General features: G+C 41.8%; 14 protein-coding genes. 11 read left to right on the forward strand and 3 right to left on the reverse strand.

The window, feature by feature from the left end:
- Positions 1-175 precede the first annotated feature (175 nt).
- The 3 genes from WA279_RS06785 to WA279_RS06795 form a co-directional block, all read right to left on the reverse strand.
- The gene (locus tag WA279_RS06785) at positions 176-1528 is read right to left on the reverse strand and encodes an IS1182 family transposase (protein WP_336154747.1); all 1353 of its coding nucleotides are present in this window, start codon (positions 1526-1528) and stop codon (positions 176-178) included.
- A 200-nt stretch (positions 1529-1728) separates the two neighbouring features.
- Positions 1729-2184 carry a regulatory YrvL family protein gene (locus WA279_RS06790; RefSeq protein ID WP_251188416.1) on the reverse strand — a complete coding sequence of 152 codons (456 nt, stop codon included), beginning with the start codon at positions 2182-2184 and terminating at the stop codon, positions 1729-1731.
- Positions 2185-2337: 153 nt separating this feature from the next.
- The gene (locus WA279_RS06795) at positions 2338-2895 is read right to left on the reverse strand and encodes a hypothetical protein (protein ID WP_086343851.1); all 558 of its coding nucleotides are present in this window, start codon (positions 2893-2895) and stop codon (positions 2338-2340) included.
- 120 nt (positions 2896-3015) lie between these two features.
- Between WA279_RS06795 and WA279_RS06800 the strand changes: the two genes are divergently transcribed.
- The 11 genes from WA279_RS06800 (at position 3016) to WA279_RS06850 (ending at position 13871) form a co-directional block, all read left to right on the forward strand.
- On the forward strand, positions 3016-3633 hold the full coding sequence (locus tag WA279_RS06800; protein ID WP_015715907.1) for a TetR/AcrR family transcriptional regulator: 618 nt from the start codon (positions 3016-3018) through the stop codon (positions 3631-3633).
- A 189-nt stretch (positions 3634-3822) separates the two neighbouring features.
- Positions 3823-4500: an MBL fold metallo-hydrolase gene (locus WA279_RS06805; protein ID WP_003231824.1), complete on the forward strand. Its 678-nt coding sequence runs from the start codon at positions 3823-3825 to the stop codon at positions 4498-4500.
- Positions 4501-4609: 109 nt separating this feature from the next.
- On the forward strand, positions 4610-4876 hold the full coding sequence (locus tag WA279_RS06810; protein ID WP_327827913.1) for a hypothetical protein: 267 nt from the start codon (positions 4610-4612) through the stop codon (positions 4874-4876).
- Positions 4873-5739 (forward strand): ACP S-malonyltransferase, encoded by an 867-nt coding sequence (fabD, locus tag WA279_RS06815; protein WP_021479264.1) that lies wholly within the window; start codon positions 4873-4875, stop codon positions 5737-5739. Before WA279_RS06810 ends, fabD (WA279_RS06815) begins: the two co-directional genes overlap by 4 nt.
- A 502-nt stretch (positions 5740-6241) precedes the next feature.
- Entirely contained in the window at positions 6242-7216 is a 975-nt protein-coding gene (locus tag WA279_RS06820) for an acyltransferase domain-containing protein (RefSeq protein ID WP_336154754.1), read from the forward strand.
- A complete protein-coding gene (fabD, locus tag WA279_RS06825; RefSeq protein WP_336154756.1) occupies positions 7213-9516 on the forward strand; it encodes an ACP S-malonyltransferase in 2304 nt (767 codons plus the stop codon). The genes WA279_RS06820 and fabD (WA279_RS06825) overlap by 4 nt, the downstream gene beginning before the upstream one ends.
- Before the next feature lie 62 nt (positions 9517-9578).
- Positions 9579-9827, forward strand: a complete 249-nt coding sequence (locus tag WA279_RS06830) for an acyl carrier protein (RefSeq protein ID WP_003231809.1) — start codon at positions 9579-9581, stop codon at positions 9825-9827.
- On the forward strand, positions 9805-11052 hold the full coding sequence (gene pksF, locus WA279_RS06835; protein ID WP_336154757.1) for a polyketide biosynthesis malonyl-ACP decarboxylase PksF: 1248 nt from the start codon (positions 9805-9807) through the stop codon (positions 11050-11052). Before WA279_RS06830 ends, pksF begins: the two co-directional genes overlap by 23 nt.
- Positions 11053-12315 (forward strand): polyketide biosynthesis 3-hydroxy-3-methylglutaryl-ACP synthase PksG, encoded by a 1263-nt coding sequence (gene pksG, locus WA279_RS06840; protein ID WP_033883755.1) that lies wholly within the window; start codon positions 11053-11055, stop codon positions 12313-12315.
- Entirely contained in the window at positions 12303-13082 is a 780-nt protein-coding gene (locus WA279_RS06845) for an enoyl-CoA hydratase/isomerase (RefSeq protein ID WP_080009804.1), read from the forward strand. Before pksG ends, WA279_RS06845 begins: the two co-directional genes overlap by 13 nt.
- A 39-nt stretch (positions 13083-13121) precedes the next feature.
- Positions 13122-13871, forward strand: a complete 750-nt coding sequence (locus WA279_RS06850; RefSeq protein ID WP_268549398.1) for a polyketide synthase — start codon at positions 13122-13124, stop codon at positions 13869-13871.
- The last annotated feature ends 44 nt before the right edge of the window (positions 13872-13915 follow it).

Consider the following 13915-nt stretch of genomic DNA (forward strand, 5'->3'; position numbering starts at 1 on the left):
GAATCATTTTAGAATGCAGAATTTAAATTACAACATTGTGTTTTGCTCCCTGTTCGTGTGAACAGGGAGTCAGCTTGTAGAGAAAACGGTGTTTTTTTCTACAAGCTTTTTTGTTTTGTGCTGTTTCTTTACATATTCATCTGATTTCAGGTGCAGAAAAAGCACTCCCACATGCCTAGCCTTGCTTGGCTAGGTATGTGGCAATCTTCTTCATGTTTTGGCATGCGGCTGTGAGGAGAACTTGTTCGCTCACATTCCGTTTTCCCCTCAACCTGCAATAGCGAAGCCCGTGCAGTTGTTTTGAATCTGCAAAGCTTCGCTCTATTTTTTCTTTTCTTTTTTTGTAGAGGTTTTTTCCTGAAACAGACAAGCGATTTTGTCTGACCTTTTCTTTATGATCTTCCCATACATGCCGGGTGATGACTTTCTGATGTTTTTTTGATTTTGTGCAGTTTTCAAGAAAAGGGCATGAGGAACATGTTTCAGGATTTGATTTATATGACCTGTATCCTTTTCGGTCAGTTGTTGAGTATGTGAGTGTTTGCTGGTTCGGGCAAATGTACCTGTCTTTTTCAATGTCGTAATGAAATTTCCATTTTGGAAACAAGCCTCTAGTAGGGTGATATCGTCTGTGGGCAATGACGCCAAAAATATGACGGTCAGATAATCCTTTACAGATAGGAGCTGTTAAATATCCGGAATCAAGGGCGACAGCTTCTACTTGAAAACCAAATCGTGCGATTTGGTGATCTAATCGGTCAAGATAAGGCACAGAATCATGGACATTTCCCGGTGTGACATGGGCATCGGTGATAATGTTGTATTTCATATCCGTTGTGCGGTGATCTAAATAGAAAAAACCTTCTGGTTTGTTTTCGCGATACAGATATCCACTTTCGGGATCAGTTGTACTGTGGCGGATCTCTTTTTCAGCTTTCACCTCCTCTTTGACTATTAGTGGCTTTTTTCCGTGTTCCTCTCGATCTTCTTGGATGGCGTCATTTAAATCTTTGATATAGTTTTGTGTATCCTGTTCAATCGTTTTTCTTGTGTATTTATGCTTGTTGGCATTGGCTTTAAGGTGAGTGGAATCGGTGAATAGGACACGTCCGCCCACCATGTCATGATTGATAGCCTGAAGAACGATCTCATCAAAAATATCTTGGAAGATGGTTGTATCTTTAAAACGTGTGCGTCTGTTCCAGCTGATGGTGGAGTGGTGTGGAACTGGATCGTTTATGTTCAATCCGAGAAACCATCTGTACGCCATATTGTAGTAAATTTCTTTTTCGAGCTGTCTTTCTGAACGGATACCATAGAGGTATCCGATAAACATCATTTTGAATAAAATCAGCGGATCAAGTGAGGGGCGGCCTTTGTTTTCACTGTAGTAAGGTTTAACCTTTTCAATGATGAAAGAGAAGTCTATGTATTGATCAATTTTTCGAAGCAGGTGATCCTCTTCGACGAGTTGGTCAAGCAGAACAAATTCGGCTGTGTTTTGAGAAGAGTTTCTTGTGTGGAACATGAGAAAGACACCGTCCTTTTCAGTCTTTCTTTTATTTTATTACAGGGGAATTGATATTTTAAGGGAAAAATAAAGGCTGTCGAGATTTTCTCGACAGCCTGGCTCCCTGTTCGTGTGAACAGGGAGTTTTTTTCGTTTATATAACTGATGATGTCCAAATATAAGGTGTTATGAATTCTCCATATCTCCCATCGGCATTTTTAAGCTGCTTCTCTATTAGGCTGGTTATCAAAAGCAAGTTCAATGAAAGCCATGAAAGCTGATATCACAACAAGCAAGATATCTGGAATATAAATAGACTGCATAAAGTAATCTGCAAAACAGATCGTTATAAGATTGCTGATAAAATACAGTATAAAAGCAAAAAGTGCAGTCTTTTTCAATGAAAGTGATTTTGCCAAAATGATAGAGATAATCTTTGTGAGTGGGTCTATGATTAAACCTACAGCAAAGCAGGCTAAAATAAATAAAGCTAATGTTTGATTGGAAGCGTATGTGATGCCAAGTATGGAGAATAAGCCTTTCATCCCGAAGAAAAAGCCGCCGAAGATGACTGCAAGCGCAATGGCCGCGATAAAAGTAATAGATACAATTCCGATTAATTTTGATCTCAGGTTAAAATCTTTAGAGTGCTCGTTCTGTTCTTTATGGTTCAAGTATGACACTCCCTTCACTGCTTACTCATACAAACAGTACCCTTGAATCAGCCCAAAATATCTATAAGTCTGTTTTCTAACGAAAATAGTATAGCATATTTTAACAAAACCAAAAAAGGTCCTTTCCACTGGGGAAGGGCCTTTTTCTTCATGTTAACTCCTGAGATTCGCCGAAGCTTTCTCTTTTTTTGGCCAAATAAAATAGCTGGCTGTAATGAGAAAGTCAATGCCTATAATGACAGTCCACAGTTTAAGAATGCCGCTCAATGCCTCGGTTCGGGCAGAGTCATTGATAAAATAGATCATCCCTGCCAATAGTCCCGCACCAATTAAGTAGGCCAGCACATGTCTTAGCCAGCCTTTCGCACCGTGCTTGGCATGGTCCATTCCAAAACGTTTCAGCGGTTTTGTGCCTTTTTTTGTCACATAATATTGAAATTTTTCATCTGCCCATTGAATCATTTGTTTCCCATAAGCGATCGATATACCGATGTAAACAGCTGCAATCCCATGGGCTGCGGTCGCTGAGGCTCCGCGGTAAAGGTCCACACCAGTTGCCGCTAACAAGATCAAATCAATAACTGGAGTTAAGGCAAGGAATAGAAGTCCTAATGTATGTCGTTTGAATACGTAACGTACAGCAAGTCCCAAAACAATGACAACCCAAAACGCAATTTCACAGAAAACAATCATCCATGCGATACCGTTCAATCCATTCCCCTCTTTTCAATACAGTTGTATTATTTAAATAATATGTTACCATCTTTGTTTTTGTAACACAACTGTATTATAAAAATTGCCCTCTCATTATTTTCTTGTTACAATAAAGCTATGCCAAAACAAATTGACCATGAGAAAAGAAGAAAACAAATTGCAGAAGCAACGTGGCGCGTCATTTTAGAACGAGGGATGGAGGGAGCATCAGCCAGGAACATTGCAAAGGAAGCAGGATTGTCATTAGGTGCGCTGCGTCATTATTTCTCTACACAGGATGAATTGCTTGCTTTTGCAATGAAACTTGTCCAAGAAAAGGTGACGGCCCGAATTAAGGACATTGCAGTGAGGGATTTGCTCCCTAAGAAAAAAGTGTTGCAAATTTTGCTTGAAATGGTCCCAACGAATGAAGAAACGATTAGAGAGATGGAGGTTTGGTTTGCTTTTACTGCTTACGCCAGACATAAAAAGGATATGTTTGATGCGAATCATGACGGGATTTTCAGCGGCATGCGGAATCTGATTGCCTATTTAGATGAATCCGATTTACTGAAGCAGAATGCTGATAAAGACATTGAAGCTGAGAGACTTTACGCGCTTGTTGACGGCTTGGCTTTACATGCCATGCTTGACCCTGTGCGCGTGAATAAAGACCGAATCAAGCGGGTCATTATGCAGCATGTAGAGTCAATTTGCGTGGAAGATACACGTGAGACACAAAAACGACATCCTTAAGGCACTAGTGCGAAAAGCGATTCTTGTTGGGCATGCGTCCAAAAGAGTCGCTTTTTTATTTTCAAAGAACAAGGATCTCTGAAAAAAATGGAAAACAATCATGCTGTTTGGTAAAGTGGAATGAAAGACGGACTGAGGGGTGAACACTGGTCCATCGTTTAAGAACTTTACATGATAGGGATGGTATAAATGAATCTTACTTACAAGGTGCATCCAATTAAAACAAGGTATCAGGGCTGGACGAATTATTGCTATATCATTGAAGATATTGTAAGCAGATCTGCAATTGTTGTTGATCCCTCATGGGAATTGAGTAAGATAACCACTACACTTTCTGAACTCGAAGCGGAATTAAAGGCAGTCGCATTGACACACTCTCATTATGATCATGTAAATCTGGTAGACCCGCTGACGAAGATGTTTAACGCTCAAGTTTATATGTCAAAAAAAGAAATTGATTATTATCAATTCCGATGCAGAAATTTAATTAGCCTAGATGATCATCAGACAATCAGCATAGGAAACACAAGAGCACAATGCCTTCTCACACCGGGGCATACAGCCGGCGGAATGTGTTATTTGTTTTCTGAGAGTATTTTTACCGGAGATACGGTGTTTACAGAAGGGTGCGGCATATGTGAGGATGATGGCAGTTCTGCGGAAGAGATGTTTGATAGCATTCAAAGAATAAAGTCGGAAGTTTCACCCCATGTACGGGTGTATCCTGGTCACTCATTTGGCAAATCGCCCGGCCATTCAATAAAGGATCTTTATCAGCATAATATTTACTTTCAAATTGATAAGAAAGAATATTTTGTGAAATTTCGCACTCGTAAAAACCAAAAAGGTATTTTTGATTTTAAATAATCCTTCTGAATCTATTATCCTATTTTTCTTCGAATATCTAAATGATTTTTATTTTCGAAAATGATTACATAGAAGGTGTTATTTATTTTGAAAACTCATTTGAAAGAAAATGACGCGCATTATCATGATATGGCGCCCTATACATAATTCGGGTCTTTTTTCTTATGTTCTGTTATATCTCCTGATCCTTTATTCCTCAATGGAAAAAAGCAGAAAAACAATCGAGCAAACTGTAGGAAAAATTAACTTGACGGATAATATTTACAGAGGTTACCATCAACATGAACATGCTACTATTTATCCGGTCATCACTATTATAAAGTCATACAGAAGTGAAACACATCTACTAATCGGAAGGGTGGCTTTGAGAGAATGATCACATATGTTTTTCCAGGTCAGGGTTCACAGAAACAGGGAATGGGCAGCGGCCTATTCGATGAATTTAAAGAACTGACGGATCAGGCAGATGAGATCTTAGGATATTCAATCAAACGTCTTTGCCTGGAAAATCCTTATTCCAATTTAAACAAAACGCAATTTACTCAGCCGGCGTTATATGTGGTAAACGCACTAAGCTATCTGAAAAAAATCAAGGATGAAGAAGTTAAACCTGACTTTGTCGCCGGGCACAGCTTGGGTGAATACAATGCGTTATTTGCAGCTGAAGCCTTTGATTTTAAGACAGGTTTACAGCTTGTCAGAAAAAGAGGCGAACTGATGAGTCTGATAAGCAACGGCGGTATGGCAGCTGTTATGGGACTAAATGAAGAGCAGGTTGCAAAGGCTCTGAAAGAATATCATTTACATGATGTTGATATCGCTAATGTGAATGCCCCATATCAAATTGTAATTTCAGGAAAAAAAGATGAGATTGAAAAAGCCGCATCTCTTTTTGAAACGATGACTGAAGTTACAATGGTACTCCCCTTAAACGTAAGCGGCGCGTTTCATTCCAGATACATGAATAAAGCAAAAGAAGAATTCGAGGAATTCCTTCATGCCTTTTATTTTTCGCCTCCGTCTATCCCGGTTATTTCTAATGTGTATGCCAAACCGTATACATACGAATTCATGAAACAGACGCTGGCTGATCAAATTAATCACTCAGTGAAATGGACTGACAGCATAAGATACTTAATGAAAAAAGGCCATATGGAGTTTGAGGAGGTAGGGCCTGGAAATGTTTTAACTGGGTTAATTCATCGCATAAAGAAAGATGCGGAAGCAATGCCCCGCTAAAGCATTTGCCCCTATGGCCGTGTACCTCATCAATCAGATCTAAACACAGATTTCCTTTCATTTAAGGTATAAAGTTTTAAAGATTCAATCGTTCGATTGACACTGTTTCTAATTGAATAACTTTATATACTGTTACATAAAGAGGCTGATAAATTAAGTTAGACATTTGAACTATGTCAGCCGGTCTGTCAAACCATCGCTCCCACATCTAGATGGTCCATTTTTTAACCTCACCCACCAATCATAGAGTCGATGTTCTTTGCTGATCCTGTTATCATGTTACATCAATTTTGAGATATCAACATACATCTACGATCACATCATAAATGAACCGCATCCAGAGCACCAATAGCAATCCTTCCAAGTTGAATCTCCTTTACTTTTTCACATATGTCTTTTCCATTTATTAATTTCATTTCAATCGCTGCTATGTGCTTTACAACATACATGGAAATAAGAAATCCAATAGCCGTCATAAATATAAAAAAAGAAGGTTATACACATGAATGAACCGCTTGTTTTTATGTTTTCCGGGCAAGGTTCCCAATACTATCACATGGGGAAAGAACTATTTAAGGAAAATACCGTGTTTCGCCAATCTATGCTTGAAATGGATGACATTGCAGCACGGCGAATTGGCACATCCATTGTTGAAGAAATCTACCATCCAGGTAAACGTATGTCAGATCCGTTTGACAGTATTCTTTTTTCCCACCCCGCCATTTTTATGATTGAGTATTCCTTATATAAGGTTTTGGAAGACAGGGGAATGTATCCTGATTACGTATTGGGATCAAGTCTGGGAGAATTCGCAGCAGCGGCAGTTTCTGGTGTGTCAGACGCAGAGGATATACTGGATTGCATACTTGAACAGGCTATTATCATCCAAAATTCCTGCGATAAAGGAAAAATGGTGGCCATTCTGGACAAACCGCAATTGCTGAATGATCATCATCAACTGTTTGGAAATAGTGAACTCATTTCTATCAATTATGATTCGCACTTCGTCATTTCTGGTGAAGAAGATCATATAAGGAGGATTATGGAGGATTTAAAGGAGAAGCAGATTCTTTTCCAGCTGCTTCCTGTGTCCTATGCCTTTCATTCTTCGCTTATTGATCCGGCAGAGAGTGCCTATGCAGAATTTTTAAGATCAAAATCTTTTAAAAAACCGTCAATACCGATTGTATCGAGCTTAACGGGAAGCTGCCTTCACGTAATGGACGAGAATTTCTTTTGGAATGCGGTCAGAAAGCCAATGATGTTTCGTGAAGCGATTCGATATTTGGAAAGCCAGCATGCATGCAAGTTTATCGATTTAGGGCCATCCGGCACCTTAGCTGCTTTTGTGAAACAGCTGATTCCGGGTGATTCAGCTGACCGTTGCTGCTCAATCATAACACCATTTCATCAGGAGCTGAAAAATCTGAATACGGTTGAGTATTTCCGTACACCAGAAAGGAAGTTTACAAGATGATTACATATGTCTTTCCAGGGCAAGGCTCCCAGCAAAAGGGGATGGGACAAGGCCTATTTGAACAATATCAGCATTTGACTGATCAAGCAGATCAAATATTGGGCTATTCAATAGAGAAGCTATGTACCGAAAAATCCTATTTGGATGTAAATCATACTGAATACACGCAGCCGGCTTTGTACGTTGTTAATGCACTCAGTTACTTGAAGAGAGTGGAGGAGACCGGCAGAAAACCTGATTTTGCGGCAGGACACAGCTTAGGAGAATACAATGCGCTGATGGCAGCCGGTGCCTTTGATTTTGAAACCGGATTAAGGCTCGTCAAAAAAAGAGGAGAATTGATGGGACGAATTACAGGGGGCGGAATGGCTGCTGTGATCGGCCTGAGTAAGGAACAAGTTACAGCCGTTTTAGAAGAGCACCGTCTTCATGACATTGATGTGGCAAATGAAAATACGCCCCGGCAAATTGTGATTTCTGGCCCGAAAAAAGAGATTGAAAAAGCTCGTGCTGTTTTTGAAAACACCAAGGATGTAAAGCTGTTTCATCCATTAAATGTGAGCGGAGCTTTTCATTCCAGATATATGAATGAAGCCAAACAGGTATTTAAGCAATATATTGACTCATTCCAGTTTGCACCTTTGGCGATCCCGGTTATCTCCAATGTCTATGCAGAGCCATACCATCAAGACAGATTAAAAGATACATTATCTGAACAAATGGACAACACAGTGAAATGGACGGACAGCATTCGTTTCCTGATGGGAAGAGGAGAAATGGAGTTTGAAGAGATTGGGCCTGGAACTGTTTTAACTGGTCTCATTCATCGGATTAAAAATGAAGCTGAACCATTGACATATATACCGAAAAAGAACCCCGCGATCAGTGCGAATCTAAAGGAGCAACGCAATGTTCAAGCTGGGATTACGGCAGAATCTTTAGGAAGTGCTGAATTTAAACAAGATTATCATCTTACATATGCTTATCTTGCAGGAGGAATGTACCGCGGGATTGCTTCGAAAGAAATGGTAGTAAAGCTGTCAAGAGCGGGAATGATGGGGTTCTTTGGCACAGGAGGTCTGAGCCTGAAAGAGGTTGAAGATGCGATCCATGCTATACAAGGTGAATTAGGGAAAGGACAAGCCTACGGCATCAATCTAGTCCACAATATGAAACATACTGAATCAGAAGAAAAAATGATCGATCTTTTATTGAGGAATCAAGTGAGCATTGTGGAGGCTTCAGCATTTTTAAGTGTCACTCCTGCATTAGTAAGGTACCGCGCAAAAGGAGTGAAACGAAATCAAAATGGTGACGTTATAAGCTCAAATCGTCTCATAGCAAAAATATCACGGCCGGAAGTTGCAGAATCATTTCTGAGTCCTGCGCCTGAGAATATGCTGCAAAAGCTTTTAGGAGAAAATAAAATCACTATGAACGAAGCTGAGTTGTTGCGGTGCATTCCGATGGCTGACGATATTTGTGTAGAAGCTGATTCAGGCGGTCATACAGATGGCGGTGTAGCATACAGCCTGATGCCGGCAATGACATCTTTAAGAGATGAAATGATGAAAAAATATCAATACCGGAAAAAAATAAGAGTTGGTGCAGCTGGAGGAATTGGAACACCTGAGGCAGCGATGGCGGCTTTTATGCTAGGAGCTGATTTTATTCTAACAGGCTCAATCAATCAATGTACGGTTGAGGCGGCAACAAGTGATAAAGTAAAGGATTTGCTTCAGCAGATGAATGTACAAGATACAGCCTATGCGCCTGCAGGTGATATGTTTGAATCGGGCAGTAAAGTGCAGGTGCTAAAGAAAGGCGTGTTCTTTCCCGCACGGGCAAACAAGTTATATGAACTGTATCAGCGGTATGGGTCTATACGTGAGCTGGATGCAAAGATGCTGGCCCAGCTTGAGGAGAAATACTTTAAACGCAGTATAGAAGACATATATAAAGATATTGCATTGCATTATCCCGCTGCAGACATTGAGAAGGCTGAACAAAATCCGAAGCATAAAATGGCTTTGATTTTTCGATGGTATTTCAGATACAGCTCAAAATTGGCAATCAGCGGAAGCGAACATTCGAAGGTCGATTATCAAATTCACTGCGGTCCCGCGCTGGGAGCCTTTAATCAATGGGTTAAAGGATCGCAATTAGAAAATTGGCGAAACCGCCATGTGGATGAAATCGGAAAAAAATTAATGACAGAAACGGCAGTATTGCTTCATGAACGGATGCAATCGATGTATCAGCCGTCGCATGAAACAGACAGCATAAAAATGAAAGTTTGAATATTGTGAAAATATACCTATAAAAATCATTAAAATAATCCCTTTGAAGGAGAGAGCGTATTATGGATAAACAGAGAATCTTTGAAGTACTAATCACCAATATTTGCGAGGTGCTTCCTGAATTAGACGGACACAGATTTGAGCCTGAAGATCAGTTAGTTGAGCTAGGAGCTGACTCTGTAGACAGAGCTGAAATTATCACGATGGTGCTAGAGGATTTATCGTTAAAAATCCCTCGCATTGAGCTATCCGGGGTGAAAAACATCGGTGAATTAGCTGAGGTGCTTTATGACAAAGTGCAATCTGCCTGAGGTGGTGGTGACCGGTGTAGGCGTCACGGCCTCTATCGGTCAAGGGAAAGAGGACTTTGCTTCCTCGCTCTTGTCCGGCAGACATGCCTTTGATGTCATGAAGCGTTCAGGCAGACAAAAAGACAGCCGGTTTATCGGAGCCGAAATTGCGTCATTGTCTTATCCTGACCGACTCTCTAAAAAAATGTTGCGAAAAGCATCATTCTCCAGCCGCGTTGCATTGGTAACTCTCACAGAGGCTTGGGAGGAGGCTGAATTGGACGATGCAGATTCCTCACGTATCGGACTGGTTGTTGGCGGATCAAATTTTCAACAGAGAGAAAACTTTGAAGTTTATGAAAGGTATCAAGACCGCTCCGGTTTTATTTCTCCGGCGTATGGTCTGTCTTTCATGGACAGCGATCTTTGCGGGATATGTACAGATCAGTTTGGCATCACGGGATTAGCATATACGGTGGGAGGAGCTTCGGCCAGCGGCCAGTTAGCAGTCATTCATGCGATTCAGCAAGTCCTGTCAGGCGAAGTTGATACTTGCATAGCACTTGGTGCTTTAATGGATCTTTCTCATATGGAATGCGAGGCGCTAAGGGCTTTAGGCGCTATGGGGACGGACAAATATGCTGATGAACCTGAAAAAGCGTGCCGTCCCTTCGATCAAAACAGAGACGGGTTTATCTATGGAGAATCGTGCGGTGCATTGGTAATAGAACGAAAGGAGACGGCTTTACGAAGAGGTCTTAAACCTTATGCAGCATTGTCTGGCTGGTCAATCAAACTGGACGGAAACCGGAATCCTGATCCTTCATTAGAAGGAGAGATTCATGTCATACAGAAGGCACTGGAGCGTGCCAGGCTTTTACCAGAAGATATTGATTATATTAATCCTCATGGAACAGGCTCTTTTATTGGAGATGAAATAGAATTAAAGGCGCTCCGTGCATGCCGGCTTTCCCATGCTTATATCAATGCAACAAAATCGATAACCGGACACGGGCTTAGTGCGGCGGGCATCGTAGAGATTATTTCTGTTTTGCTGCAAATGAAAAAATCTGCCCTGCATCCGAGCAGGAATTTGGATCATCCAATCGATGATTCCTTTCATTGGGTAAATGAGAAATCGATTTCATACCGCATCAAAAATGCGCTGAGCTTAAGCATGGGGTTTGGCGGAATGAACACCGCGGTTTGTATACAAAACATTGAGAAATGTGGAGGCGAATCATAAATGGTTTCAGCCGGAATAGAAGCGATGAATGTCTTTGGCGGAACGGCATACCTTGATGTCATGGAGCTGGCCAAATACAGACACTTAGATACTGCGAGATTTGAAAACTTATTAATGAAAGAAAAAGCGGTAGCACTGCCTTATGAAGATCCCGTGACCTTCGGAGTCAATGCAGCTAAGCCGATTATTGATGCTTTATCTGAAGCAGAGAAGGACCGGATTGAATTGCTGATCACTTGCTCTGAATCCGGGATCGACTTTGGGAAATCGTTAAGTACATATATCCATGAATATTTAGGTCTCAACCGCAACTGCCGTTTGTTTGAGGTTAAACAGGCGTGTTATTCAGGGACAGCGGGATTTCAGATGGCGGTGAATTTTATATTATCCCAGACTTCTCCGGGTGCCAAAGCACTGGTTATCGCCAGTGATATTTCACGTTTTTTAATCGCTGAGGGCGGAGACGCTTTAAGCGAAGATTGGTCTTATGCGGAACCGAGCGCCGGAGCGGGAGCGGTGGCCGTTTTAGTTGGCGAAAATCCCGAGGTGTTTCAGATAGATCCCGGAGCAAATGGTTATTACGGCTATGAAGTGATGGACACGTGCCGCCCCATTCCCGACAGTGAAGCGGGAGATTCTGATCTGTCTTTAATGTCATATTTGGATTGCTGCGAACAGACCTTTCTGGAATATCAAAAGCGTGTACCGGGTGCCAATTATCAGGACACGTTTCAATATCTTGCTTACCATACGCCCTTTGGCGGGATGGTGAAAGGTGCGCACCGGACAATGATGCGTAAGGTGGCGAAGGTGAAAACATCCGGGATTGAGCCGGATTTTTTAACTCGGGTAAAACCAGGTTTAAACTACTGTCAACGGGTTGGAAATATTATGGGGGCAGCTTTGTTTCTGGCATTGGCCAGCACGATAGACCAAGGGAGGTTTGATTCCCCTAAACGAATTGGCTGTTTTTCCTACGGATCCGGCTGCTGTTCTGAATTTTACAGCGGAATTACAACTCCGCAAGGCCAGGAGCGTCAGCGAACATTTGGTATTGAGAAGCATTTGGACCGCCGGTATCAGCTCTCCATGGAAGAGTATGAGCTATTGTTTAAGGGGAGCGGGATGGTGCGGTTTGGGACGCGCAATGTAAAGCTGGACTTTGAGATGATACCGGGCATCATGCAGTCCACTCAAGAGAAGCCGCGCTTGTTTTTAGAAGAAATTTCTGAGTTTCATCGGAAGTACAGGTGGATCTCGTGACCTATCAAACGATAAAGGTCCGCTTTCAAGCGTCGGTTTGCTATATTACCTTTCACCGTCCTGAAGCGAATAATACGATTAATGACACGCTGATAGAAGAATGCTTGCAAGTGTTAAACCAATGTGAAACATCAACGGTGACGGTTGTCGTTTTAGAGGGGCTTCCCGAGGTGTTTTGTTTCGGAGCGGATTTTCAAGAAATTTATCAGGAATTGAAAAGGGGCAGAAAACAGGCAAGCTCCCAAGAGCCTCTCTATGATTTGTGGCTGAAATTGCAGACCGGCCCTTATGTCACGATTTCGCATGTCAGGGGAAAAGTGAATGCCGGCGGTCTTGGATTTGTATCTGCCACAGATATTGCCATTGCTGATCAGACGGCGTCATTCAGTCTCTCTGAGCTGCTATTCGGCTTGTACCCTGCTTGTGTTTTACCGTTTCTGATCCGCCGTATCGGCCGGCAGAAAGCGCATTATATGACGCTTATGACAAAGCCGATTTCCGTTCAGGAAGCCAGTGAATGGGGGTTAATAGATGCTTTTGATGCTGAAAGTGACGTGCTGCTGAGAAAGCATTTATTGCGTTTGCGGAGGCTGAATAAAAAAGGAATCGCACATTATAAACAGTTTATGAGCTCACTTGATCATCAAGTCAGTCGTGCGAAAGCCACCGCTTTAACTGCAAATCAAAACATGTTTTCTGATCCTCAAAACCAAATGGGAATCATCAGGTATGTTGAAACAGGACAATTCCCATGGGAGGATCAGTAACCGTTTAAAAATGACAATCAGAACCGTTAGGAGGACATCATGACGCATTCTGTTGTAGAGCTTATCGAAATTGAACCCGCCATTATTCAGGTAAAGATGCAAGATCGCACTCATAAAAACGCGTTTTCACAAGAACTTACAGACGGTTTAATTCAAGCGTTTGAATACATACGGCAGAACCCCAAATACAAAGCGGTCATTTTGACAGGATATGATAATTATTTTGCTTCAGGAGGAACGCAAGAAGGACTGCTACGAATTCAACAGGGATTGACCAAGTTCACAGATGACAATCTTTATTCTCTGGCGCTGGATTGTGAGATTCCAGTTATTGCGGCAATGCAGGGCCATGGAATTGGAGGCGGCTTTGTCATGGGGCTCTTTGCTGACATAGTCATTCTGAGCAGAGAAAGCGTGTATACGGCTAATTTTATGAAATACGGATTTACGCCTGGAATGGGCGCTACCTTTATCGTTCCTAAAAAACTGGGTTTCAGCCTGGCCCAGGAAATATTATTGAATGCGGGCAGCTACCGCGGAGCTGATCTTGAAAAAAGAGGGGTTCCCTTTAAGGTGCTGCCCCGTGCAGAAGTGTTAGATTATGCAGTGGAGCTGGCGCAAGAACTGGCGGAAAAGCCGAGAAACTCACTGGTTACACTGAAAGATCATTTGGTTGCCCCGCTTCGCGATCAGCTGCCGCGCGTCATTGAACAGGAATTGATGATGCATGAGAAAACATTTCATCATGAAGAAGTCAAAAGTAGAATCAAAGGTTTATATGGGAATTAACTGAAAATATATAAAAATTTCGCAGGTGAAATGGAGGCAGCGTG

The sequence above is a fragment of the Bacillus sp. 204(2023) genome, from assembly GCF_037027505.1.
GTDB classification, from domain to species: domain Bacteria; phylum Bacillota; class Bacilli; order Bacillales; family Bacillaceae; genus Bacillus; species Bacillus subtilis.